This is a genomic window from Brucella sp. H1_1004, from assembly GCF_047308065.1.
In the GTDB taxonomy this organism is placed as follows: Bacteria; Pseudomonadota; Alphaproteobacteria; order Rhizobiales; family Rhizobiaceae; genus Brucella; species Brucella pseudogrignonensis_B.
The window spans coordinates 359322-385240 of the sequence record NZ_JAYKZA010000004.1; the positions used below are offsets into that span (position 1 = coordinate 359322).

Genomic DNA, 25919 nt, shown 5'->3' on the forward strand with positions numbered 1-25919 from the left:
TTTTCAGTGCCGTGCGGATGCAGCGGCAAAAGTAATTTGAACCTTGACCGATTGGGAACGGTCGGTAGCCGCATGAAATGCGGCAAGCGCTTCCGTTACAGGCAATGTGGCCGTGATAATCGGGCGTGGGTCGATTGCGTGCGATCCGATAAGCTGCACGGCGTCAGCGAATTCCGTATCGAAGCGCTGCGAACCGACAAACTGAATTTCCTTACCAACCATGACATTCAATGGCATGGTTGTTGGCCCAGCAACGCCCACTTGCACCATCGTGCCGAGCGGTCGCAAACACGAAATTGCATCGTTGATTGCTGGGGCTGCGGCGGAACACTCGAAGACGAGATCAACCTTGCCCTTATCCTCTTTCCAGCGGTCAAGTCCCGTTGGATTGGCTGCAATGTTGACTTTGTGGTCAGCGCCCATTTTTGCAGCAATCGCAAGTGTGGCGTCTTGAATATCCGTTACGATAATTTCGGAAGCACCCCGTTTTTTTGCCACCGCAACACAAAGCGCACCAATCGGGCCCGCTCCTGTCACCAGCACGACTTTGCCTAACAAGCTGCCGGCAATTGCCTCGCCCCGATTGGCTGCATGTAGACAGACAGCCAGCGGTTCTGAACAGGCGGCTGCACCGGGATCGATGTCATCAGGCACGGCAAAGCATTGATCCGCTTCAATTACGATCCTGTCGCGAAACATCCCTTGCTGATGTGGAACGTACATTGCAGAACCCTTAAACCGCATCGCAATGCAGTGGCGCGGAAGTCGGTGCTGGCAGAAACTGCAAGTACCGCAGGGCTGCGACGGGTTCAGGGCCACGAGCTGGCCACGCGTCAGGCCTGTCACTCCTTCTCCAAGCGCTTCGATGCGCCCTGATGCCTCATGCCCCAGAATGATCGGTTCGCGAACACGGATGGTTCCGATACCGCCTTCCAGCCAGTAATGCAGATCGGATCCACAAATTCCGCAAGCTTGTATTACGACCATAACCTGACCTGGCCCCGGTCTTTCGAGAGGCCTGTTCTCAATGCGCAAGTCATCCTGAGCATGAAGGCAAACGACACGTGTTAGCGATTGTTCTGGCATCATAACCTCAAGGCATCAAAGTGTTGGGCAACCAAGTCGCCAAAGGTGGGAAATAGCTAACCATCAGAAGAACGATAATATTGGTGATGATGTAGGGAATAATTGCCCTGATCACCGGTGATAGAGGAAGTCGTGCGATATTTGACGCCACGAAAAGGCAAACGCCGACAGGAGGTGTCGTTAGACCGATCATCAGATTCAGGACAGCAAAACACGCGAAGTGTATGGGATCTATACCGACGGCAATAGCGAGAGCCTGCAACGGCACGAACAGAATGATCAACGCGGCAATCGTTTCCATGAACATGCCAACAAACAAAAGCAGAAGATTGATCAGCAAGATGACGAGAAACTTGTTGTCCGTAACTGAGAGAACTGCATCGGCGAGTGCCTGTGGAATGCGCTCTGCGACTAGAATCCAACCAAATACATTTGCGGTTCCAACCAATACCAAAATTCCGGCAGAACTAATGGCACTGTCGATGATGATCTTGGGAATACGACTTACTGGCAATTCCCGATAGATGAAGAGGCCGACGAGGGCAGCGTACAGACAGGCGACTACGGCTGTTTCTGTTGGCGTTGTAACACCGATCAGCAGTCCGCCGACGATCAGTGCTGTCATTGCTATTGCCCAGATCGCTCCGGTGAACGACGTGAACAACTCACGGACACCCTTCCAGTTTTCACGTGGGAAATTCTTTTTCTTTGCGATGAAGTAGGTTGTTATCATCATCGCGAAGCCCATTAGCAGTCCTGGCATTGCACCAGCCAGAAACAGCTTTCCAACAGAGAGGCCAGAGAGGGAGCCGACAATAATCATGGGAACGCTTGGGGGGATCATCGGGCCAACTGTCGATGAAGCAGCCGTAACTGCGGCTGAGAAATCAGCTGGGTATCCGACTTTTTTCATCCCAGGGATCATCATGCCGCCAACAGATGCCACATCGGCGACCGCAGTTCCCGAAATGCCGCCAAAAAGCATAGAAGCTGCGATGTTTGCTTGTGCCAGTCCGCCGCGCATCCAACCAACCAGAGCATTGGCAAAGCGAATGATCCGCTCTGTGATGCCGCCGGAGTTCATCAGGTTGCCCGCCAGAATAAAGCCTGGAATGCAAAGCAGCACAAAACTGTCCATTCCAGCATACATTTTCTGAGGAATGACAACCAGTGGGATATCCGCGAAAAGAAGATACGCCATTGAAGACAAGCCCAACGTCACCGCTACAGGCAAGCCGATAGCTAGTCCAAAGACAAATGTGCCAAGAAGAAGGGTCAGGCCCATTAATTTTCCTCCGAATTGGGGATGGGTCGCCCATCATGGCGGCCTGTCAGCATCTCTATGATGCGCATGAGCGCCCAAATGGTTAGCGCTACGAAAAGGATAAGTTGAGATGCGTGGATGAAATCCATGCGCCAACCAAGAGAAGGCGCGGTTTGACGGCTGCCAATGGTGGTGTAGTCCCATGCGGCGGGCAAAAGAACGACGGCAAAAACCACAGTGAGTATTGCACTGACCAATCGTAGCAGCCATGGAATGCGCCCCGGCAGGCTTTCACATAACAGGTCAACATTGACCATATCGCCGCTACGTAGGGCTAGGCCGGCACCCAGTGCGCCGATGTACAGCAGGCAAAACCTCGTGAGCTCTTCCGTCCAGACTGGTGCCGTGCTTAAAAATGTGCGGGCATAAACCTGCAATAGGACTGAGCCCATAAGCACAAGAAATGTTGCGAGTATCAGAAGGCGACACACACCTTCCAATCCTTTAAATGTTTTTGTCATGGTGTCCTCGACAGGCTAGCTGCCGGACTTCATCCGGCAGCACCTTTATCTCAGTCGTTGAAGACCTTTTCGGCGAGCGGACGGATTTCCTGTGGCACTGACGCCAGAACTGCGTCCTTTGCCTTAGCCGCGAATGCTGCCTGATCGACCTCGACGAATTTTACACCGCGCGCTTCCAAATCAGTGACGAGTGCCTTTTCGTCGGCTACGAACAATTCTCGTTCATAAGTCTGTGTCGCTTTAGCCGCTTCCAGCAATGCCGCCTGATCCGCTTCTGACAATTTTCCCCAGCTGCGATCTGATATCGTGAGATAAATCCACGACCTAACGTGTTCAGTCTTATTGATGACTTTTTGAACTTCATAAAAACCACCTGACTTGAACAAAGCGAGCGGGTTTTCCTGTCCTTCAATCGTTCCGTTCTGAAGCGAGGTAAATACTTCCGAGAATGCCATAGGCGTTGGGTTTGCACCAAGTGACTGCCATGCGGCTACAAAAATTGGCACATTTGGCACGCGCACCTTGACACCCTTCAAGTCTTCCGGCTTCGTGATTTCACGATTAGCCGAAAGGTTGCGCGGCCCACGCGCGAAATAGGTCAGAGGACGAATACCCGCCTTTTCGATAATTTCGGTTTCAATCTGCTTGCCAATATCACCCGATGCAACCTTGTCCATATGTTCAAGCGACTTGTATCCATATGGTAAAGCGAGCAAAGCGGCTTTTGGCGCCCAGTTCTGTAAGCTTTCACCGGTAATAGTCATGTCAGCTGTGCCAAGCTGCATACCGTTGATGACGTCGATTTCCTTACCGAGTGATTCATTCGGATAGACTTCAACTGCCACGCGGCCTTCGGTACGAGATTTGACCTCGTCAGCGAATTTCAGCGCGGCTTTGTGCCAGATATTCTCTTCATTTGCGAGGTGTCCGAGCTTGAGAGTAACCTCTTGCGCAAGCGATGTGCCTCCCATCAATGCAAGCATCGCGCAGGTTGCTGCTATATGCTTAAATTTCTGAAACTTCATTCTTTCCTCCTCTGGAATGACGTCGTTGCTGCTTTAGCGCAGCGCTAAAGAAAATACTCGGGCCGCTCCTGTTCGATCACGGGGAGATCGACTAGAATTCCCTGCAGGTGTTGCCGCATGAATTGTTCAGCTCGGGAAGCATCTCCCAATTCAATGGCCTCAACTACTTCACGGTGCTGGGCAATCAGCCGGGCAACCGGAAAATGCATACTTGAAAGAAAGCGCACCCGATCCATCTGTGCCTTCATCTCAACCACCACGCGCCAGGCCTTGCCCTTGCCTGCGCCTTCAGCGAGTGTGCGATGGAATATTTCATCCGCATCCATGAAATCTCGCGCAGATCCCCCGATTATCTCCTCCTGACGAAGAAGTTGCGCGCGTAGTTCTTTCACAAGCGCGTCGTCAGGAGACAGGGCCAAAAGCTTTACGATGTCGGCTTCAACGGCCTCACGGACAAAGCGGGCATCCATAACCGCCTGAAGTGAGATTTTAGCGATAAACGTCCCGCGCTGCGGGCGGACTTCAAGCAAACCTTCATTTGCGAGCGTAATGAAAGCTTCGCGCACAGGTTGACGGCTCACCCCATACTGTTGAGCCACTTCCGCTTCCGAAATCCGCGTACCCGGCGACAAGGCATTATCAATGATTGCAGCCCTCAATGCGGCGTACAGCTGATCCACCACACTGACGTGCTTTGTTTGCAACATCTGACTATGCATGCGTTCGTACTCCTCAAAACCGGAAATATACCATACTACCATACTAGTCAACATGACGGCACGATTGTTTACGATGGCGCATATGACATGGAAGCCAATTTAGTGCATTAAGAATGACGTGCGTGAAGAGATGTGTTCCTGCCATCTCGAAACAAAATGTTTAGGCTCAGGACCTATTGATTTGAGAATGAAGAGCTGATTCAGTTTCTCTTGAGGAGACTGAACGATGAGCAATCTTTACTGGCTGAGCGAAGGGCAAATGTCACGCCTTCGGCCCTTTTTTCCCAAGAGCCATGGACGTCCACGCGTTGATGACAGGCGTGTCTTGAGTGGAATTATATTCATTCTTCGTAATGGGTTACGGTGGTGTGATGCCCCTCGAGAATACGGGCCCTCTAAAACGCTCTATAATCGTTGGAACCGTTGGTGTCACAAGGGGATATTTGCTCAAATACTTGAAGGCCTGTCTTCCAAGTCGTCGGTCGGAAAGACTGTCATGATAGATGCGACCTATTTGAAAGCGCACCGCACGGCCTCAAGCCTACGGCTAAAAAAGGGGATGGTGGACGGCTGATCGGCCGGACAAAAGGTGGCATGAATACCAAGTTGCACGCCGTCACCGACACGCAGGGTCGCCCTATCAGGTTACACGTCACGGCGGGACAAATCAGCGACTACACCGGAGCTGCAGCCTTAATTGAGACGTTACCGAAGGTCGACTGGCTTCTTGCTGATAGAGGCTATGATGCCGACTGGTTCAGAAAACGGTTAAAAGACAAAGAGATAAAGCCATGCATCCCGGGTCGCAAAAACCGTAAGAAGCCTATTAAGTATGACAAACGTCGATACAAGCGACGCAATCGTATCGAAATCATGTTTGGCAGACTGAAAGACTGGCGAAGAATTGCTACCCGTTATGATCGCTGCCCGATTGTGTTCCGTGCAGCAATAGATCTTGCAGCAGCCGTTATATTCTGGCTCGGAAAGCAATGAGTCCTGAGCCTACGGTTGGTCCTGATGGCATAACGTTGACGATCACCGGTGAACCTGGAGCGACAGCGACGATCTATAATGCTGATGGCAGCGTGCTTGCTACGGTTGATCTTGGTGAAACCGGTACTGCGACTTATACTGTTAATCCGAGCAACGGTCAGAATGTGACTGTGACGCAGGCCGATGCGGCTGGCAATGTGTCAGAAGCAACGCCTGTAACATTGCCCGATACGCTGGCACCTGATGCGCCATTGGTTGAGGTTTTGGTTGGCGAAGATGGTATTACGCTGACTATCTCGGGTGAACCGGGTGCAACGGCGACGATCACCGCAGCGGATGGTACGCCGCTTGGCACTGTTGTTCTGGATGAAGAGGGCGCAGGCTCGATCCTGCTTGACCCAAGCAACGGTCAGAGTGTGACTGTCACACAGACCGATGCGGCTGGCAATGTTTCAGATGCGGCAGTGGTTCCTGTTCCTGATACGCTGGCACCTGATGCTCCGACCGTCACTGTAGGCGAAGACGGTATTACGCTGACTATCTCGGGTGAACCGGGTGCGACGGCTACCCTTTACGACGCAGATGGCGAGGTTATCGATACTGTCGAACTTGGCGAGACAGGTGAAGCAACCTATGTACTTGAACAGACCAATGGTCAGGATGTTACCGTTACGCAAACTGATGAAGCTGGTAATATTTCCGAAGAAACTCCGGTTACGCTACCAGACTCATTAGCACCACCCGCTCCGACCGTCACTGTGGGCGAAGATGGTATTACGCTGACTATCTCGGGTGAACCGGGTGCAACGGCGACGATCACCGCAGCGGATGGTACGCCGCTTGGCACTGTTGTTCTGGATGATGAGGGCGCAGGCTCGATCCTGCTTGACCCAAGCAACGGTCAGAATGTGACTGTCACACAGACCGATGCGGCTGGCAATATTTCAGATGCGGCAGTGGTTCCTGTTCCTGATACGCTGGCACCTGATGCTCCGACCGTCACTGTAGGCGAAGACGGTATTACGCTGACTATCTCGGGTGAACCGGGTGCGACGGCTACCATTTACGACGCAGATGGCGAGGTTATCGATACTGTCGAACTTGGCGAGACAGGTGAAGCAACCTATGTACTTGAACAGACCAATGGTCAGGATGTTACCGTTACGCAAACTGATGAAGCTGGTAATATTTCCGAAGAAACTCCGGTTACGCTACCAGACTCATTAGCACCACCCGCTCCGACCGTCACTGTGGGCGAAGACGGTATTACGCTGACTATCTCGGGTGAACCGGGTGCAACGGCGACGATCACCGCAGCGGATGGTACGCCGCTTGGCACTGTTGTTCTGGATGATGAGGGCGCAGGCTCGATCCTGCTTGACCCAAGCAACGGTCAGAATGTGACTGTCACACAGACCGATGCGGCTGGCAATATTTCAGATGCGGCAGTGGTTCCTGTTCCTGATACGCTGGCACCTGATGCTCCGACCGTCACTGTAGGCGAAGACGGCATCACACTGACGATCACCGGTGAACCGGGTGCGACGGCTACCATTTACGACGCAGATGGCGAGGTTATCGATACTGTCGAACTTGGCGAGACAGGTGAAGCAACCTATGTACTTGAACAGACCAATGGTCAGGATGTTACCGTTACGCAAACTGATGAAGCTGGTAATATTTCCGAAGAAACTCCGGTTACGCTACCAGACTCATTAGCACCACCCGCTCCGACCGTCACTGTGGGCGAAGACGGTATTACGCTGACTATCTCGGGTGAACCGGGTGCGACGGCGACGATCACCGCAGCGGATGGTACGCCGCTTGGCACTGTTGTTCTGGATGAAGAGGGCGCAGGCTCGATCCTGCTTGACCCAAGCAACGGTCAGAGTGTGACTGTCACACAGACCGATGCGGCTGGCAATGTTTCAGATGCGGCAGTGGTTCCTGTTCCTGATACGCTGGCACCTGATGCTCCGACCGTCACTGTGGGCGAAGACGGTATTACGCTGACTATCTCGGGTGAACCGGGTGCGACGGCTACCATTTACGACGCAGATGGCGAGGTTATCGATACTGTCGAACTTGGCGAGACAGGTGAAGCAACCTATGTACTTGAACAGACCAATGGTCAGGATGTTACCGTTACGCAAACTGATGAAGCTGGTAATATTTCCGAAGAAACTCCGGTTACGCTACCAGACTCATTAGCACCACCCGCTCCGACCGTCACTGTGGGCGAAGACGGTATTACGCTGACTATCTCGGGTGAACCGGGTGCAACGGCGACGATCACCGCAGCGGATGGTACGCCGCTTGGCACTGTTGTTCTGGATGATGAGGGCGCAGGCTCGATCCTGCTTGACCCAAGCAACGGTCAGAATGTGACTGTCACACAGACCGATGCGGCTGGCAATATTTCAGATGCGGCAGTGGTTCCTGTTCCTGATACGCTGGCACCTGATGCTCCGACCGTCACTGTAGGCGAAGACGGTATTACGCTGACTATCTCGGGTGAACCGGGTGCGACGGCTACCATTTACGACGCAGATGGCGAGGTTATCGATACTGTCGAACTTGGCGAGACAGGTGAAGCAACCTATGTACTTGAACAGACCAATGGTCAGGATGTTACCGTTACGCAAACTGATGAAGCTGGTAATATTTCCGAAGAAACTCCGGTTACGCTACCAGACTCATTAGCACCACCCGCTCCGACCGTCACTGTGGGCGAAGACGGTATTACGCTGACTATCTCGGGTGAACCGGGTGCGACGGCGACGATCACCGCAGCGGATGGTACGCCGCTTGGCACTGTTGTTCTGGATGAAGAGGGCGCAGGCTCGATCCTGCTTGACCCAAGCAACGGTCAGAGTGTGACTGTCACACAGACCGATGCGGCTGGCAATGTTTCAGATGCGGCAGTGGTTCCTGTTCCTGATACGCTGGCACCTGATGCTCCGACCGTCACTGTGGGCGAAGACGGTATTACGCTGACTATCTCGGGTGAACCGGGTGCGACGGCTACCATTTACGACGCAGATGGCGAGGTTATCGATACTGTCGAACTTGGCGAGACAGGTGAAGCAACCTATGTACTTGAACAGACCAATGGTCAGGATGTTACCGTTACGCAAACTGATGAAGCTGGTAATATTTCCGAAGAAACTCCGGTTACGCTACCAGACTCATTAGCACCACCCGCTCCGACCGTCACTGTGGGCGAAGACGGAATTACGCTGACTATCTCGGGTGAACCAGGTGCAACGGCGACGATCTACAATGCTCAGGGCGGCATCATAGCTACGGTTCCGCTAGGGGCAGGTGGTTCTGCAACATATGAACTTGCGCAGAGCAATGGTCAGAATGTGTTGGTTACCCAGACTGATGGAGCGGGCAATCAGTCGGAAGAAAGTTCTGCGACAGTGCCGGATACTCTGGCGCCAGCTGCACCGACAGAATTGAGTGTCAGCCCTGACGGCAATACCATCAGTGGTAAGGGTGAGCCTGAAACCAAGGTTGTTATTCGCGATGCGGATGACAATATCGTGGGCGAGGGTAATGTCGGCAGCAACGGCAGTTTCCAGATCACACTCAACCCACCACAACGCGATGGTGGACAGCTCTCGGCAACACTTGAGGATGCGGCTGAAAACGTGTCTGAATCTGCCTCTGCAACTGCGCCATTGATTGATCCAGCCAGCACGGCTCCAATCGTGGACAATGTGACGGCAGAAGTGAACATTGTGCCGACTTCAACCAACGTCACCCATCCGAATGCAGCTTATGTTCTGCTGGTCGGGCTGCTTGGTGCAGATATTACAGTGTTGAGTGTTCCTTCTAGCAACTTCGTGGTTGCACAAGGTCATCAACAGAATCTGCAGTTCAACTATTCCCAGCTGTTGGGTGTGGACGTGGCTTCCAGTACAACAATTGTTGTCCAGAAGCTTATGCCAGACGGAACATGGTCATCCGTGGATGGCTCCGGCGATGCAACACTGCTCAACCTGACACTCCTCGGCAACAGTGCTCAAGCCAGTGCACTTCTGGGCGAGGGTACTTATCGCGCCTTTGCTGCTTCGCAAAGCCTGCTGAGCGTCGGATTGGTCGGCAATCTGCAGGTTTCGGGAACCGATCTCAATTATGTCGAGCCTTCAGGTGTTCAGGTTGAAGATGTCGAGGGTAACGTCCTTGCCAATGACGGAGCAGCTATCAGTGAAGGTCATCTCGTCACCAGCGTTACTGTCGAGGGGATACCACACGCTGTTGCGCCGGGTGCTGAAGGAACAACAATCGAAGGGCAATATGGCAATCTGGTAATCCATCAGGATGGTTCATACACCTACACACCGAATGGAAGTCTGGAGAGCATTGGTAAGGTCGATCAGTTCACCTACACCAAATATGATCCACTGACAGATACCAACACACAGGCCGAGCTGAACATCAGAATTGATAGTGATGGTCAGGGTCTGGTCTGGGATAACAATAATTTTGCAGAGGATGCGACATACGACTTCGCTGCGACCAACGACACTGATACCGCCGGGATAATCTGGTCCAATGTGGTGGATAATGCCTTTTTTGATCAGACGCAGCCCTTGGTAGCGCTTCTTGGTGGCGCTCAAACTAATAGTAATCAGTTCATTATCGGCGCCAACATGGATGCGACCGGAACTGTGACTGTCAATATGACAGTTGCTGCTGGTGCAAACGGTACTGTTGCCATTCAGCGACTTGAGAACGGCAACTGGGTCGATATGAATGTCGATAAAGATTACTCGATTTCTTTGGGACTGTTGGGACCAGCAAAAGTCATCGATATTGGAAGCCTCGATCTAGCCCCCGGGACTTATCGGGTTCATACTACATTGAGCGGCTTGGCGGGTGCTGTCAGTGTCGTTACTGACGTCAATGTCACTTATACCGATCAATATGTTAAGCAGAGCAATGAAGGTACGACAGGCAATCTGTTCGACAATGATGGCTCTCTGCCTGTCACTGCGAAATTGCAGGTTCAGGGTTCTGGTGGATTTGTAAATGTCACTGCCGAAGGAACCGTTGTCACTGGGACTTATGGTGACCTGACGATCTACAGTAACGGTTCTTATAAGTATCAGCCGCATGCAAACCTGAGCTATGCTGATCGCGAAGCATCGGAAAGCTTTACTTATAAGATCGTTCTGCCAAATGGTCATGAATCGACTGCACAACTTACAGTCGATCTTCAGGAGATGGGTCAGATATCACTTGCTCGTTTCGCAGAAGATACCGTGCATGATGATAGTGTCGCGAGGCTTGATCAGGAAAATGCGGCTGCTACGGCTGAACACAACGACGACACCAATACTCATACGGATAGTCAAACGGACGACAATCTGATGGCTGCTCATACTTTAATCGATGATGGAAGCAGTGACGCAGACGGGGCAGATCACAGCGACAGTGACGTCGTTCCGATTGGTGACCTTGGTGAAGTTGCAGAAGCAGGTTCCACTGGTGAACATGCTGCTGAAAACGGTCTGACGGAAGGCGTGTTCCTTGATGATGGTAGCGGTGATGTACCCCTGCCATTCGGGGAATATCAAACCTCGGATCAAGACAGTTTTGTTTTGGCTAACACGGCGAATGGCAGCAATGCTGACGTGGGTGACAACGCGGATGCATTTGATGATCCACTCAGTCATCTGGTCCCTGATCCGCTCACGCAAGAGGATGATCTTCACACGACACACGCGGTCTGATCCGCCGAGATTTCCTTTCGCCGCCGAGGCCACGGCGGCGAAGGTCAGATCATGAAATACCGGCCTGTGCCGGTCATAACGGATACTCGATGCGAAAATTCCAGGTTTTAAGACGTTTCGCGACAATATCGATGATTTCATGCCTTTTGGCTGCGTGCCAAATGTCTGCAAACAATCTCGCTTTGACAAATGACAACCTGTCTCAGTCAAAGAAGACTGAAGCCCTGCGGCCCCTATCAACTGCTGGTTCCGCCCCCGTACCAGCGGTTGATAGGAGTGCTGTGACGAGTGCTACGTCTCCCAAGTCGGCGGCCAGGCTCCCGGATGGTGGTTCCCTTACGATGGAAACCGCCGTCCGGCGGGCGCTGGGTTGGCACCCTGCTGTTGATGAAGCGTCTGGTAGGATTTTGGCCTCTGATGAACGCATACGTGCAGCACAGGCGGGTTATTATCCCAAGCTGCAAGCGGGTGTGAATTCAGGCTATCAAAGCAACAACACAAATGGATGGCGGCCGCAGTTTAACGTTGGTGCGTCGCAAATGCTTTATGATTTTGGCAAAGTATCGAGTGCGGTCGATACGGAACGTGCGGGCAAGGCCATCAACCATGCGCGTTTGCTTCTCACGGTCGATAATCTTGCACGTGATACCGCTAATGCGATTGTGGAGGTGCAGCGCTATCGTATGCTGTCGTCCTATGCACAGGCGCAGGTTGATGGCGTTAAGAAAATTGCAGGTCTCGTGAATGAGCGGACGGATAAGGGCGCTAGCACAATGTCTGACAAGGTACAGGCAGATGCGCGTGTTGAATCGGCACTCGCAACCCAGCTGCAATATCAATCGGAGCTGAGCCGCTGGCAGGTTGCATTGTCCGCAGTCATTGGTGGAGGGTCGCCTAATCCTGCATCATCGGTCCCGTCGTGGCTTGGAAATGCTTGCAGCATATCTGCACCCGATTGGGAGCAGGTGCCTGCGATGCTTGAGGCGCAAGCTGCACGTGAGGAAGCCAAAGCACAGCTTGCAGCAAGCCGCGCTGATGGCTTGCCGACGGTCTCGCTTGAAGCGACAACCGGATATGATCTCAATGCCTCACGCGATGATACGCGCAGCAACGATCGGCAACCCGAATATTCAGTCGGCGTGAATGTCTCTTCCAGCCTTTATAATGGTGGCCAAACAGCCGCACGCAAACGCGCTGCCTCTTATGCCTTACAGTCCGCTGAAGCAGCGATTAGCACGGCGCGTTTTGATGTTCAGCGAAATCTCATGGAGTCACGCAGCCAGATTGGCACGTTGAACCGGCTTATGGGCTCGCTTCAGTCACGTGCCGAAATGATGGTCAGAACCCGTGATCTTTATCGCGAACAATATGTTGAGCTTGGTACAAGAACGTTGCTTGATCTGCTAAATGCCGAGCAGGAACTACATGAAGCACGATTCCAGACTGCCAATACGGTTCATGACATCCGTCGTCTGGATATCAATTGCCTCTATAGTTCCGGCAAGACACGCCAAAGTTTTGGTCTTAATGCATCCATGTTGCGGGAAGGCGGAGCGACGCTATGATGCATGACGAAAACCCTCCCGGCTTTGATGGCATTGATCTGAATGAACCCGCTGAACGGTTGAAGAAGCCTGCGGGAAATTTGAGGTTTGATGCGGATGGGTGGCTTGAAGCCCTTGGGCGCGTCGCTCAGCATTATCGCATCCCTATATCTTTACAGGGCGCAAAGATTGCAGCCGCTGCAAGAATCAGTACGGACGAAAATGCGAAAATCAGTTCCATTGCGCGGCATGTCGGGCTTGGAATAAGGTTCGTCGATCCGGCGGCGATCACGCTTTCGACGTGGCATTTGCCGTTTGTGCTTAAGCTCAATGACGGGCAACTGGCTGTCGTAAACACCCTTTCGAAAGATCGGGAAGTCAGTGTCTGGATGATTGGCGAGCAAGGTCTGGAGCAGCCTTTCAAACTGGATGTCCTTCTGGCGGAGACAGAAAAGATCATCCTCGCGCGCCCATCGAAAACCGTCCCTGATGCGCGTGTCGATGCCTATATTAAGCCGTTTGAGGAGAACTGGCTGCGACGCATTCTGTTTCACGACATGGGTTCTTACGGCCACGTGCTGGTGGCATCGCTGATTGCCAATACGCTTGGCCTCGCGGGTATTCTTTTCTCCATGCAGGTTTATGACCGCGTCGTACCTGCGCAATCTTTCAATACGCTTTACGTTTTGTTTAGCGGTGTTTTGCTGGCAATTCTGTTTGATTTTCTTATGCGGCGTGCGCGCATGGGCATCATCGATGTTTTGGGCAAACAGACCGATTTGCAAATGTCGGATGTGGTTTTTGGTCATGCTCTTCGTGTTAAAAACCGCGCGAGACCAACATCGACCGGTTCGTTCATCGCTCAGCTTCGCGATACGGAGCAAGTGCGTGAATTGCTCACATCAACGACGGTTGCCGCCCTTGCTGATCTGCCGTTTTTCTTCATGTTTTTAGTCATTTACTGGTTTTTGGCCGGATGGATGGTTGCCATTCCGCTGGGAGCTTTGGTTGCGCTGATCATACCGGGACTTTTGTTACAACGTAGGTTGCGAATGTATGCCAATCAGGCCATGCGCGAAGCATCGCTGCGAAATGCTATGCTGGTGGAAACCGTGCAGGGGATCGAAGACGTAAAAGGTCTTCAGGCCGAAGATCACTTTCAGCAGCAATGGAACCATTTTAATGCCGTAACAGGCGAAGCACAGATCAGATTGCGTGCGCTCACGAATAGCCTCAGCGTCTGGACGCAGAATGTGCAGGCCGGTGTTTATGCTCTTACGGTCTTTGCGGGTGCGCCGCTGATTATTGCAGGCGATATGACGACGGGTGCTTTGGTTGGTGCATCTATTCTGGGCTCGCGCATGCTGGCTCCCATGGGGCAGCTTTCGCAAATTCTCGGTCGCCTGCAGCACGCACGTATAGCCAAGAAGGGTCTTGATCAGCTGATGCAGATGCCGGTTGATCACCCTGAGACTGAGACCCGAATTCATTGCCCAAAAATCAACGGTTCTTACCAGCTGAAAAGCGCACTGTTTCGGTATGGTGATGAGAGCTCTCCGCCAGTGTTGCTCGTTAAAGACCTTAAAGTCGAGCAGGGCGAATGTATCGCTGTTCTTGGTCGAAATGGTGCGGGTAAATCTACGCTTTTAATGGCCATGTCTGGATTGCTTGATGCATCTGACGGCGAGGTTTTGCTTGATGATTTATCTCTGCCACAGATCGATCCCGCAGATGTTCGGCGCGATGTCGGTTTGCTGACGCAAAACTCGCGGCTGTTTTTCGGATCGCTGCGCGAAAACATCACCATGGGCGCACCGGACGCATCGGATGCTGAAATCCAGCGTGTACTGGTTATGGTCGGTGCCGATAGTTTTGTGCGTAAGCTGCCAAAAGGTCTTGAACATCTGGTGCAGGAAGGTGGCGGCGGTCTTTCCGGCGGTCAGAAACAAGCAATTCTTCTGGCGCGTCTTCTTATCCGTGATCCCTCGGTAATTCTGCTCGATGAACCTACATCGACAATGGATGAGGCGACAGAACGCTATTTCATCCAGCAGTTTGCCAAGTGGAGTGCGGGACGCACGGTGATTATCGCAACCCACCGAATGCGTGTACTTGAATTGGTGCAGCGCCTCATTGTGATTGAGAACGGTCAGGTTGCTCTGGACGATAGCAAAGAGCGGGGTCTGCAAACCCTGCGTGGCATGAGCAAAGTGGAACCGACAAAGACGATATAACCCGGAGAGAATATATGGCGGCCGTGCGCGGAGACTTTGGTGCCTGGGTTAATGGAAGTGAGCAGGGGCAGCGACTTAAGAGGTCGAAGCGCTTGGTCCGGCTGGTCTTTGTCTTTTTCGCAGTTCTCATCGGTTGGTCGTATCTGGCTTTGCTGGACGAGGTTTCAACAGGAACGGGCAAGGTCGTGCCGACCTCTCAGGAGCAGGTTATTCAGTCGCTGGAAGGCGGTGTTGTTGCCAAGCTGATGGTTCGGCAGGACGATGTAGTTGAGCCCGGGCAGATACTCGCGCAGCTTGATCCCACGGTAACAGAGTCGAGTGTGCAGGAAAGTTCTGCAAAATATCGTGCTGCACTTGCAAGTTCGGCACGCCTTAACGCGGAAGTGAGCCAGACTGAACTGCAATTTTCACAGGAACTGGATGCATTTCCTGCGCTTGTTGCCTCGGAGACAAGACTGTTTGAAGCGCGCAAGCAAAGCTTGAAGGACGCGTTGCAATGGATCGCTGAATCAAAAAAGCTCGTGCAGGATGAACTCAATATCAGCCAGTCATTGAGCAAGATGGGCGCGGCCAGCAATGTTGAAGTGATCCGTCTGAAACGACAGTTGGTTGAGCTTCAGCTTAAAGAAACAGAGATTAAATCTGAATATATCGTCCAAGCGCGTGAAGAACTGGCAAAGGCCAATGCCGAAGTGGATTCGCTGTCATCTGTTATCCGCGGACGCTCCGATTCACTGGCACGTATGACGCTGCGTTCGCCTGTGCGTGGTATCGTCAAGAATATTGAAGTGGCAACTATTGGTGGTGTCGTTCCGCCCAATGGTAAACTCATGGTGATCGTGCCGCTTGATGAACAATTGCTGATTGAAACGCGGGTTCTGCCACGCGACATTGCCTATATTCACCCCGATCAACGCGCGACTGTGAAAATCACGGCCTATGATTATGCGATTTATGGAGCGCTTGAAGGTAAAGTTGTGAGCATTTCTGCGGATACTATTCAGGACGAAATCAAGCCCGAGGAATATTACTATCGTGTGTTCATCAAGACCGAAACAGATGCGCTAATTAACAAGAATGAACAGCGCTTCCCAATCGTTCCGGGCATGATTGCCACGGTAGATATTCATACTGGCGCCAAAACCGTATTCGACTATCTGATCAAGCCGCTTAATCGAGCCAGCGAGGCGTTGCGGGAGCGATAGTAATGCTTCTGCTCGTATGCTGGAAGCATAGAGAAGGTCACAAATTGGCTATGTTCTGAGATAACGGAAATAACTACATCATGGTTGGGAGGCTTACATGAGGAGTAGCTTCAGGGAGGGGAGGAATGAATATTCCCTCATGCCCAAGTTCGTCGACATTTAATGATCGTAGTGGAGTTGATGAAGTCGTTCTGCTTTCGAAAATGCGCGCGAAGACGTCACAAATCGCTAATCTAGATTCACTTAGTCCACTGCACTCGCGGTTTTCATAAAGAGCTTTAGCATTATTTGGAGATATTTCGTTAACTGCAGTAAATTCAGTAAGATAGGTTAATTTAATACTGATGAAATTAATTAATATTTTTGTTAAATAATATTGACATTTTGATAGTTCTGGCGAATATTATTATAAGATCTGGTCTAATATATTATTTTATTAGAGGGGTGGATAATTTCGTGCAAAAAAGCGCAATTTTATACAAAACTGGTCTTGGTGCTGTTTTGATATGCTCGTCTTTTTATCCCGCTACTGTTGATGCCCAAACCAATATCAATGGTAATCTTAGTGTTCAAATAACCATTCAAAATGAATGCTCGCTCGGTGCTATTGCGGGTGTAAATTTTGGAACTACGGGTTTGCTTGCTACAGAAAAAGCGCAGACGGGCCAAATTACTGTAACTTGTACGAAGGGTGCTGATTTTACGCTTACTTTGGATAAAGGTTTGGGAGCGGGTTCCACAGAAGCGCTGCGGCTTATGACGAAGTCGGGTGGTACTGACACAGTACAATATTCGCTTTATCGCGATGCGCAGCATACTCTACTCTGGGGAACGACGACGAACGGTTACTCCGGGTCGGGCACTGGGACATCACAACAGCTGAATGTTTATGGTCTTGTTCCGCCTCAGGATACCCCTTCGGCCGGTGTTTATCAGGATACAGTTCAAGTCACATTGACGTATTAACAGGCGTCGCGTCATGCTCAAGTTAACGCGTCGAGAGATTGTATTTCATAACGCATGTTTCAATCTTCGACGCTCTTTGCTTCGCATCAAAATGTATTGACGGATGTACATTATGAAATGGTTTATCCAAGCGTTCTTTGTAGTGCTGCTATCTTCTGTTGTGTGTGTCAAAGTTAGTTTTGCAGCTAATCTGCATGTCACCCCCGTCGGACTTAACTTAACAGCACCCGTTGGTGCGGGTCTCGTAACAATCCGTAATGATGGGAAAGCACCAATTACTGTTCAAATGCGCGTCTTTAAGTGGGACCAAAAAACCGGTGAAGACGTATATCTTCCCACCAAAGATGTTGTTGCAAGCCCACCAATGGTGAAATTGGCTCCGGGTGCACAGCAAGCAGTTAGGGTTGTGCGGACGACAAAGGGTATAAACGGGCAGGAGACCTACAGATTATTAGTAGATGAGCTTCCAACGGCTTCAAATGCTACGCAAAGTGGCGTTCGTTTTCTTGTCAGGCAGTCAATTCCGGTTTTCTTTAACGACACGTCTGTATCTGGTTCGAAAGTCAAATGGACCGCGTCATCTAATGGGCGGCAATTGATATTGTCAGCACAGAATAGTGGGGCGGACCGTCTCAAAGTTAGTCAGCTTCTTCTGAAAGATCATAACGGTAAAGCAGTTGCGCGCGTCGATGGCCTGGCTGGCTATGTTTTGGGTGGCCGCACAAAAAAATGGGCCTTCTCTATTCCTGCCGGCCTTGCCGTTCCGGGGCGTAAATTCACGTTGACAGCTGAAGATGACAAGGGACCAATCCGTGCCAGTGTCTCGATTAGTTCGGGTGGCTAGTTTCATTTGCTTGTTTACTTCATTCTGGGCGTGCCCTGCTAAGTCGGCGCCCCCGGAAATAACTCAAGGCGATGCTAGCGCCGAGACTTCAAGTCAGGATCTCTATCTTGAGGTTTATGTTAATGGTGCTTCCACCGAAATGGTAGCTGCCGTTCGCAAAGCACCGGATGGTCAGTTTTCTATGCCTGTCGATCAGTTGAACGGTGTTGGGCTTGAGGCTGGGAAGGGTGCCAAACAATCAGATAACTATGTCGCGCTGGATGATCTAAAAGACGTAACCTACCGGGTAGACGATGCTACTCAATCAATCTATTTTGATGCAACAGATGATGCGCGTGTTGCACGGAAAATTGGGGATACTTCGAAGAATACCGAAGCTTTAGAGCTTAAGCGCGATTTTGGTGGCCTTCTCAACTATTCAGTCTTTGGAAATTTCTCTGGTGATAATCGGTTTGGTTCGCCCGAATATCAGGGACTTTCTGCCTCGTTTGACGCGCGGATGTTCTCTGCATTTGGTCTTCTGGAAAGTGGCTTTATTGTCACGTCGGCCCCCAATGAGACCTACGCTTCGAGACGGTTGGCAACGAGTTGGAGTTATTCTGATCCTGAACGCTTAATGACATATTCAGCGGGTGATATCATTACCGGAGGCCTGTCATGGACACGTCCGGTCCGGCTTGGTGGCGTACAGATCCGAAGAAGTTTTAATCTCCGTCCAGACTTAGTGACTATGCCGATGCCGGAGTTGACTGGCAGTGCGGCAGTCCCATCAACGGTTGAAGTCTATGCAAACAATCTGCGCCGGTTCACAGGAGAAGTGGGTACAGGCCCATTTCAGGTGACGGGAGTCCCATTCGTCAGTGGCCCTGGCACTGTTCAGGTCATTGTTAAAGATCAATTTGGACGCGAAACTGTAAAAGAAATGCCTTTTTTTGTTTCGTCGCGCATGTTGGCAAAAGGGCTGGTCGACTTTAGTTTCGAGGGGGGCTTTGCGCGCCGTGATTTTGGGTTGAGAACCGATAATTATGATGATCGTTTTGTGGGTTCTGGCAGCTTACGTTATGGGCTTACGCAGCGCCTGACGCTTGAAGCCCATGCGGAGGGTGGTGCCGGACTGATTTCGGGAGGCGCAGCAGCGCTCTTTAATGTCGGCTCATTTGGTATCGTATCGGTGAATGCTGCTGCAAGTCATGCTGAGGGTGTTATCGGATATCGTGTGGGCGGTTCTTTGGAAGCGTCGTTTTATGACTGGCGATTCTTTGCCAGTACCCAAAGAACCATAGGCGACTACAATGATATTGCTTCTATTACATCGAGGATCAAGAACCTTTCCGAGTTGACGACCATTCAAAACCCTCGCTCTGTCGATCAGATAACGCTATCACCGCCGGTATTTCGAGACGGCTCTTCGCTTAATTTGAACTTTGCCCATCTCAAGGACTTTGATGGGCAAAGTTCAAGTATCTTGGGTCTATCGTATAGCCGTCCCTTTGTCGGTAAAAGCACGCTTTATGCGAATGGTTATATGGATGTTGCCCAATCTGGTTCATTTGGAATGTTTGTCGGCCTCTCGATGCCACTAGGCGGGGGCTCCGTCTCCTCTGGTGTAGAAACGACGGATCAAGGCACGCGGCTTCTCACGGATTACAGCTATCCACTTGGACCTGAACCGTGGAGTATTGGATGGCGGCTTCAGGACTCAGAAGGATACTTCAATGAAAGGCAGGCTGGTGTCACAGTGCGTACCCCTGTTGCACGTGTGGAGGCGACGGGTCGTCAATATGATTCCGGAAGCGGCGGTACCTTAGAAGTTTCTGGTGCTATCGCTTCCGCTGGCGGTGGCGTATTTCTGTCAGATCGAATTTATGATGCTTTCGCTGTCGTTGATGCCGGCGCACCAGATGTTCCTGTAACGGTTCACAACCGATCTGCGGGTAAGACAGGGCGAAATGGAAAGCTCCTTGTTCCTGATTTGCTGTCATTGCAAAAAAATCTTATTGAGATCGATCCAAGCAACCTTCCAGTTGATATTGATATCCCCGCGACACGAACGGAAGTGACACCAGCGGAAAAAGGAGGTGTTGTCGTTCGTTTTGGCATTAAGCCCGATAAAGCGACTGCACTGGTTACGTTTGTGCGCTCGGATGGATCGGCTATACCTGTTGGGGCAGAAGGTCGACTTGTGGGAGCAAATGAGCCATTTGTCGTTGGCTATGATGGGCAGAGTTACGTCCGCGGCTTAACTAACAGCAACAGTGTTGAAATTGAACTCCCGGACAGCGTTGACGGTAGTGCGACTTGTCGCGCAGACTTTCCGTTTCATGCAGTCAAAGGAAGCCAGGTCACTTTGGAGAACGTGGTATGTCGCTGAAAATTATCATGAAAATCTGTATGATTGCTTTGCTCGGGATTTCATTGTTGCCGTTCTTTACAAGCAGTTCGGAGGCATTGAGTTGCACAGCCACGATATCAAGTCCTATCAATTTTGGTACAGTTGATACATTGGGTAGTACTGCAACAAATACGCAGGGTTTGTTGACTGTGACGTGCTCTGTAACCGCGCTTGACCTCGGAAATTTACTTCTTGGTATAGCTATTTGCCCCGGTTTTGGTAATGGTTCAGGTGGTGCATCAACCGGTACGCGCTTAATGACTGGACTAGGTGGCGATCTTGAATACCAAATATACTCAGACGCCAATAGGCAGGTTCCTTGGGGGGGGTATACAGGCGGTCTTTTGTTCGGTGATGCGCCCTTATTTCGCATGACGGCACAAGTGGGCACTGTATCACAAAGCTGGCCAATTTATGCATCTGTGCCGGGGCAACAAAACCTCTCGCCGGGTCAGTATATTAGCACCTTCAGTGGAACTGCGGGCACTCAGATACGCTATGGTTCGTTGGGAAGTTTGCTCGGTTGTAGTTCGCTTGGTGCTACATTGTCTACGACTGCTAACTTTACCGTTCAAGCGACAGTTAGCCCGAAGTGCAATGTTCTTGCACCCGATAACATCAATTTTGGTACACGTGGACTGCTGAAAAATAATGTCGCTGCGCAAGGAACGGTTCGTCTCTCCTGCACACAAACTACGAATTATGCAGTCGCTTTAGAAACAGGTGGTATTTCACCAACCGAGCGACTTATGAAAAACGGAGCCAATAGTGTAATCTATGGACTGTACAAAGATAGCCAGCATCTTCAGCCATGGGGAGATGCGGCGGGACAAACCTACAGTTCTGCGGGCACGGGAACCATAACGTCAATTCCCGTTTACGGGCTGGTTTTGCCACAGGCAACACCACCTGCAGGTGTTTACACCGACACGGTTATTGTTCGGATAACCTACTAGGTGCCGCTGATAGTCTCCGCCTGATTGGCATCGTAGGGTAAAGATCGATTATGGTCTCCGTGGTCAGATGAAGTTTACATATCTTCATTTGCTTCATCGATTGCTTGACTGCAAATCTCTCACTCCACCCACGATTAAAGCACACATTAAAAAGTGTGAATTGGTTTCGGACAAAGATGGGTTATGTCGCAAATATTTCAGCCAGTTACGGCCTGCCTTATCCTTAGACGCAATTATGCTGCGAGCTCCGCAAAGGGTGTTGTCACGTTAACTGGACTGCAGTTGCCTGCCTGACGGTTTGGGCGTAAATTTTGACGATGCAGCCATCAGATATCATCTTCAAGCGTCACCGTTTTCCGCCACAGATTATTGCTCATGCGGTGTGGCTTTATCTGCGGTTCAACCTTAGTCTGCGTGAAGTTGAGGAAATGCTGCTTGAGCGTGGTATCGACGTTTCATGCGAAACAGTTCGTCGTTGGATCGCCAAGTTCGGACCTCAGATCGCACGCAACTTGCGGCGTCGTCAGGCGCGCCCTGGCGATATTTGGTATTTGGACGAAGTGGTCGTCCAATGCTCTGGAAAGAAATTCTGGCTCTGGCGTGCGGTGGATCAAAACGGCATCGTTCTCGAAGAAATCTTGCAGAAGCGGCGAGATAAAGGGGCAGCAAAGCGAATGCTCGTGGCGTTAATGAAGCGCTATGGCTTCGCTCCCAAACGGATCATCACTGATAAGCTCCGCTCGTACAGTGCAGCAAAAGCAGAAGTGGCACCCGGCCTTGAGCATTGGTCGCACAAGGGCCTCAATAATCGAGCCGAGAATAGCCATCTGCCGTTTAGGAAACGGGAGCGAACCATGCAAGGCCACCGATCACCGGGAGCGTTGCAACGGTTCGTTTCCATGCACTCAGCTACCCGCAATTGTTTCTCTGTTCCATCTCGTCGCCGAGCCGCACACACAATTCGTTACCATCGCCTCGAAGCTTTCGATGCATGGAAAATTGCGGCCTGTGTCGCCTGAATATCTACGAACCCCTGGCCTTTCCGGCAAGAGAAACTTAACGTGACAACACCCAAAGCGGTGATAGGTCCAGACAACGTAGGCAACAATTTAATGCGGATAACTAAACTCCTTCAACCGGGATAGGAGCTGAGTAATTTCATGCCATATCGATACCGGAAACGCCAGCCTCAAACAACTTGGCAATACCTGCCGGACATATGCCGGTCTATTCCGACAATGTGCCGGTTATCCCGACAGGATACTTGATGCCTGAAAATGGTTGACGTGCCAAGTTGCCGACAACAAATCTAACCCGGAAAACTGTTTATGACCGATCTCACTCATCCCGCGCCCCAGTTCTCGCCAATCGATGCTGAAAAGCTCGCCAAAGACGTATTCGGAGTCACGGGAAGCGCATCCGCGCTTGATAGCGAACGGGACTGCAATTATCGGCTGAAAACCGAGAGCGATGCAGGCTGGATCTTGAAAATCGTCAATGCCAGTGAACCAAAGGTCGAAAGCGAGTTTCAGACTGCGCTTTTCCGTCATCTCGCAAATGGTAACTCCAAACTGGCTGTACCTTATCTCAAACCAAGTCTTTCCGGTGAAATGCTTGCATCTGTCACGGCTGCCGATGGCGAAAACCATGCCGTGCGGCTGGTTGGCTGGCTTCCTGGCACTCCAATGGCGCAAGTCACGCGCACCTTTGAACTGATGCGCAATCTGGGCCGCTCGCTGGGTGAACTGGATCATGCGCTTCAAGGCTTCATTCATCCCGGTGCTGTCCGTGAACTTGACTGGGATCTGCGACATGCAGGACGCGCACGCACGCGCCTGCACTTTGTCGGTGACGCAGACAAAAGGGCATTGCTTGAGCGTTTTATCACTCGCTTTGAAACACTGGTTGCGCCTAAGCTTGCAGGTCTGCGCGCGCAGGTCATTCATAATGACGCGAATGACTGGAATATTCTGGTCGATAAGAACGACAATGAGAAGATCGCCGGACTGATCGATTTCGGCGATGCCGTTCATACGGTGCTGATTGCAGAAGTTGCGATTGCCTGTGCTTATGCAGCACTTGATACGGAAGATCCGATTGGTGCCGCCGCAGCTCTCGCATCAGGCTTCCATGAAAAATATCCGCTGAAAGAAGAAGAAGTCGATCTTCTGTTTGACCTCATCGCGATGCGGCTTGTCACCAGCGTTACATTCTCGGCATCACGCCGCGATCAGACAGAAGACAATCCCTATCTCGCTATCAGCGAAGCTCCGGCATGGAATTTGCTGGCAAAGATGGATGCGATGAATCCACGCTTTGCGACCGCTATTCTGCGTAAAGCCTGTAGTTTTGATGCGATTTCCGGCGCTGGCGCAATTCGCAAATGGATTTCCGACAACCACAAAAGCTTTGCGCCAATCGTGCAGCCCGCACCGGCTACCATGACCAAGGCAATTGTGCCTTATGGCGATGAAACGCACTTTATGACGGTCGCATCTGCTGAGCAGCGTGCAAAAGAAGCAACAGAGTGGTGGGATAATTTCTGCGCCGAAAACAATATCGAGCTCGGTATTGGGTCATGGGGCGAAAAGCGCACCGTTTATACGGATACGGCCTTTGAATCGCGCTTTATTGATGGTCTGCGTCGTATCCACCACCTCGGCGTTGACTTGTTTATGCCTGCTGGAACGCCGCTTTACACGCCACTTGATGCAACGGTTAAAAGCGTTGAAGTCGAACGCGAGCCGCTCGGCTATGGCGGTCTGGTTACGCTCTTGCACAGCCCGGCAGGTTGTCCGCCATTCGTGACCCTGTGGGGGCATATGGCGCAGGAGGCCTTGGGCCGTCTGAAGGCTGGGCAGAAGCTCAAAGCTGGTGATCTGGTTGGCTATATGGGTGATATTCATGAGAATGGTGGATGGACCCCGCATCTGCATTTAGGCATGACCACCGATCTCAATTTGACTGCGACTGAAGTTCTGGGTGTGGGCGAAACGGCCTATCTGGATGTCTGGGCTGATCTTTTCCCGGATGTCGCAGAACTGGCCGGTATTCCGCCCGAAACCTTCCATCAGGATGGTTACACACGCGCAGAGATTATCGAAAAGCGTAAGCAGATTTTGCTGCCAAACCTTTCAATCTCTTATTCTGAACCGATCAAATTCGTACGTGGTGAGGGCGCCTGGCTGATCGATAATACAGGCCGTGCCTATCTCGATTGCTTCAACAATGTTTGTCATATCGGCCATGCGCATCCTGAAGTGGTGGAAGCCATTGCGCGCCAGGCGGCGTTGCTCAACACCAACACCCGCTATCTGCACGATAATATTGTCAACTATGCTGAGCGTTTGACAGCCACATTGCCGGAAGGTCTGACGGTTGCCTCTTTTGCCTGTTCAGGCAGCGAAGCAAACAGTCTGGCGCTGCGTATGGCGCGCAACCATACCAATCGCAATGAAGCAATTGTTCTCGACTGGGCCTATCACGGCACCACACAGGAGTTGATTGATCTCAGTCCTTATAAATATAAGCGTAAGGCCGGTAAGGGCCGTCCTGCTCATGTTTATGAAGGCACAATTCCTGACAGCTATCACGCTCCGGAAGACTGGCCCGTCGAGGAACATGCAAAGCGCTTTGCAGCCAATATCGCGGAGCATATTGAATCCATGCGCAAAGAAGGATGTAGTCCGGCCTTCTTCCTAGCTGAATCCATTCCGAGTGTCGCTGGTCAGGTGTTCCTGCCTGAAGGCTACCTCAAGGAAGTTTATGCGATGGTTCGCGCTGCTGGTGGCGTCTGTATCGCGGATGAAGTGCAGGTCGGTTTTGGCCGCGTGGGCAGCCATTGGTGGGCATTTGAATTGCAGGATGTGGTGCCGGATATCGTCACCATGGGCAAGCCTATCGGTAATGGGCATCCAATGTCGGCAGTTGTCACCACGCGTGAGATCGCTGACAGCTTCAACAATGGCATGGAGTACTTCAACACATTTGGCGGTAATCCGGTTTCCTGTGCTGCTGGTCTCGCTGTTCTTGACGTGATCGAACGCGATAAGCTGCGCGAAAATGCGCTTAATGTCGGCAACTATCTGCTTGATGGTTTCCGGGCGATGCAGAAGCGCTTCGATATTATCGGTGATGTTCGCGGTAGCGGTCTGTTCCTCGGTATTGAGCTGGTAACAGATCGTAAAACCAAAGCGCCCGCAACTGCTTTGGCGCGTGCAATCAATGATGGCGCAAGAGCGCGCGGTATCTTGATGGGTACTGAAGGCCCGCATGATAACGTGCTGAAAATGCGCCCATCGATGGTGTTCAGTCGTGCCAATGCAGATCATCTCTTGAGCGTATTAAGCGATAGCTTTGCAGCCGCTCTGAAATAATAAATAGCTCACTCGCTATTTTGAAGGTCGCATCTTTTTATCCGTAAGGG

At 51.4% G+C, this 25919-nt stretch carries 16 protein-coding genes; 11 read left to right on the top strand and 5 right to left on the bottom strand.

What is annotated here, in order from left to right:
• Positions 1-3 precede the first annotated feature (3 nt).
• The 5 genes from U2P60_RS20540 to U2P60_RS20560 are packed head-to-tail and all read right to left on the bottom strand — an operon-like array spanning position 4 to position 4615.
• Positions 4-1086, bottom strand: coding sequence for an L-idonate 5-dehydrogenase (locus U2P60_RS20540; protein ID WP_413574241.1), 1083 nt, complete (start codon positions 1084-1086; stop codon positions 4-6).
• Between the two features lie 7 nt (positions 1087-1093).
• Positions 1094-2371 (bottom strand): TRAP transporter large permease, encoded by a 1278-nt coding sequence (locus U2P60_RS20545; protein ID WP_413574242.1) that lies wholly within the window; start codon positions 2369-2371, stop codon positions 1094-1096.
• Positions 2371-2871, bottom strand: coding sequence for a TRAP transporter small permease (locus tag U2P60_RS20550; protein WP_413574243.1), 501 nt, complete (start codon positions 2869-2871; stop codon positions 2371-2373). The genes U2P60_RS20545 and U2P60_RS20550 overlap by 1 nt, the downstream gene beginning before the upstream one ends.
• A 50-nt stretch (positions 2872-2921) precedes the next feature.
• Positions 2922-3896, bottom strand: coding sequence for a TRAP transporter substrate-binding protein (locus U2P60_RS20555; RefSeq protein ID WP_413574244.1), 975 nt, complete (start codon positions 3894-3896; stop codon positions 2922-2924).
• 44 nt (positions 3897-3940) lie between these two features.
• Positions 3941-4615 (bottom strand): GntR family transcriptional regulator, encoded by a 675-nt coding sequence (locus U2P60_RS20560; protein WP_413574245.1) that lies wholly within the window; start codon positions 4613-4615, stop codon positions 3941-3943.
• A 226-nt stretch (positions 4616-4841) separates the two neighbouring features.
• Between U2P60_RS20560 and U2P60_RS20565 the strand changes: the two genes are divergently transcribed.
• From U2P60_RS20565 to U2P60_RS20615, 11 genes are all read left to right on the top strand, one after another.
• Positions 4842-5608 (top strand): IS5 family transposase gene (locus tag U2P60_RS20565; RefSeq protein ID WP_279678372.1). Its coding sequence is split into 2 segments (ribosomal slippage): positions 4842-5159 and positions 5162-5608, totalling 765 coding nucleotides; the frame shifts between segments, so codons are not numbered across the junction.
• The gene (locus tag U2P60_RS20570) at positions 5605-11352 is read left to right on the top strand and encodes a BapA/Bap/LapF family large adhesin (protein ID WP_413574246.1); all 5748 of its coding nucleotides are present in this window, start codon (positions 5605-5607) and stop codon (positions 11350-11352) included. The genes U2P60_RS20565 and U2P60_RS20570 overlap by 4 nt, the downstream gene beginning before the upstream one ends.
• Positions 11353-11693: 341 nt before the next feature.
• Complete coding sequence (locus tag U2P60_RS20575) at positions 11694-12917, top strand: TolC family outer membrane protein (protein WP_413574247.1); 1224 nt, start codon at positions 11694-11696, stop codon at positions 12915-12917.
• Entirely contained in the window at positions 12914-15130 is a 2217-nt protein-coding gene (locus tag U2P60_RS20580; RefSeq protein WP_413574248.1) for a type I secretion system permease/ATPase, read from the top strand. The genes U2P60_RS20575 and U2P60_RS20580 overlap by 4 nt, the downstream gene beginning before the upstream one ends.
• Positions 15131-15144: 14 nt before the next feature.
• On the top strand, positions 15145-16335 hold the full coding sequence (locus U2P60_RS20585; protein ID WP_413574249.1) for an HlyD family efflux transporter periplasmic adaptor subunit: 1191 nt from the start codon (positions 15145-15147) through the stop codon (positions 16333-16335).
• Positions 16336-16791: 456 nt separating this feature from the next.
• Positions 16792-17301, top strand: a complete 510-nt coding sequence (locus U2P60_RS20590) for a spore coat U domain-containing protein (protein ID WP_413574250.1) — start codon at positions 16792-16794, stop codon at positions 17299-17301.
• Positions 17302-17413: 112 nt separating this feature from the next.
• Positions 17414-18145 (top strand): molecular chaperone, encoded by a 732-nt coding sequence (locus U2P60_RS20595; RefSeq protein ID WP_413574251.1) that lies wholly within the window; start codon positions 17414-17416, stop codon positions 18143-18145.
• A gap of 10 nt (positions 18146-18155) precedes the next feature.
• On the top strand, positions 18156-20516 hold the full coding sequence (locus U2P60_RS20600) for a fimbria/pilus outer membrane usher protein (RefSeq protein WP_413574252.1): 2361 nt from the start codon (positions 18156-18158) through the stop codon (positions 20514-20516).
• Positions 20507-21493 (top strand): spore coat protein U domain-containing protein, encoded by a 987-nt coding sequence (locus U2P60_RS20605; protein WP_413574253.1) that lies wholly within the window; start codon positions 20507-20509, stop codon positions 21491-21493. Before U2P60_RS20600 ends, U2P60_RS20605 begins: the two co-directional genes overlap by 10 nt.
• Before the next feature lie 317 nt (positions 21494-21810).
• Complete coding sequence (locus tag U2P60_RS20610; protein ID WP_413574254.1) at positions 21811-22512, top strand: IS6 family transposase; 702 nt, start codon at positions 21811-21813, stop codon at positions 22510-22512.
• A 309-nt stretch (positions 22513-22821) separates the two neighbouring features.
• The gene (locus tag U2P60_RS20615) at positions 22822-25869 is read left to right on the top strand and encodes an aminotransferase class III-fold pyridoxal phosphate-dependent enzyme (RefSeq protein ID WP_413574255.1); all 3048 of its coding nucleotides are present in this window, start codon (positions 22822-22824) and stop codon (positions 25867-25869) included.
• Positions 25870-25919: the final 50 nt, after the last annotated feature.

Bases quoted from the DNA above. Each gene is read 5' to 3' on its own strand.
- U2P60_RS20580 (WP_413574248.1), top strand. From the start codon at position 12,914: ATGATGCATGACGAAAACCCTCCCGGCTTTGATGGCATTGATCTGAAT.
- U2P60_RS20570 (WP_413574246.1), top strand. From the start codon at position 5,605: ATGAGTCCTGAGCCTACGGTTGGTCCTGATGGCATAACGTTGACGATC.
- U2P60_RS20605 (WP_413574253.1), top strand. From the start codon at position 20,507: ATGTCGCTGAAAATTATCATGAAAATCTGTATGATTGCTTTGCTCGGG.
- U2P60_RS20585 (WP_413574249.1), top strand. From the start codon at position 15,145: ATGGCGGCCGTGCGCGGAGACTTTGGTGCCTGGGTTAATGGAAGTGAG.
- U2P60_RS20615 (WP_413574255.1), top strand. From the start codon at position 22,822: ATGACCGATCTCACTCATCCCGCGCCCCAGTTCTCGCCAATCGATGCT.
- U2P60_RS20610 (WP_413574254.1), top strand. From the start codon at position 21,811: ATGCAGCCATCAGATATCATCTTCAAGCGTCACCGTTTTCCGCCACAG.
- U2P60_RS20555 (WP_413574244.1), bottom strand. From the start codon at position 3,896: ATGAAGTTTCAGAAATTTAAGCATATAGCAGCAACCTGCGCGATGCTT.
- U2P60_RS20540 (WP_413574241.1), bottom strand. From the start codon at position 1,086: ATGCCAGAACAATCGCTAACACGTGTCGTTTGCCTTCATGCTCAGGAT.
- U2P60_RS20560 (WP_413574245.1), bottom strand. From the start codon at position 4,615: ATGCATAGTCAGATGTTGCAAACAAAGCACGTCAGTGTGGTGGATCAG.
- U2P60_RS20595 (WP_413574251.1), top strand. From the start codon at position 17,414: ATGAAATGGTTTATCCAAGCGTTCTTTGTAGTGCTGCTATCTTCTGTT.
- U2P60_RS20575 (WP_413574247.1), top strand. From the start codon at position 11,694: ATGGAAACCGCCGTCCGGCGGGCGCTGGGTTGGCACCCTGCTGTTGAT.
- U2P60_RS20545 (WP_413574242.1), bottom strand. From the start codon at position 2,371: ATGGGCCTGACCCTTCTTCTTGGCACATTTGTCTTTGGACTAGCTATC.
- U2P60_RS20550 (WP_413574243.1), bottom strand. From the start codon at position 2,871: ATGACAAAAACATTTAAAGGATTGGAAGGTGTGTGTCGCCTTCTGATA.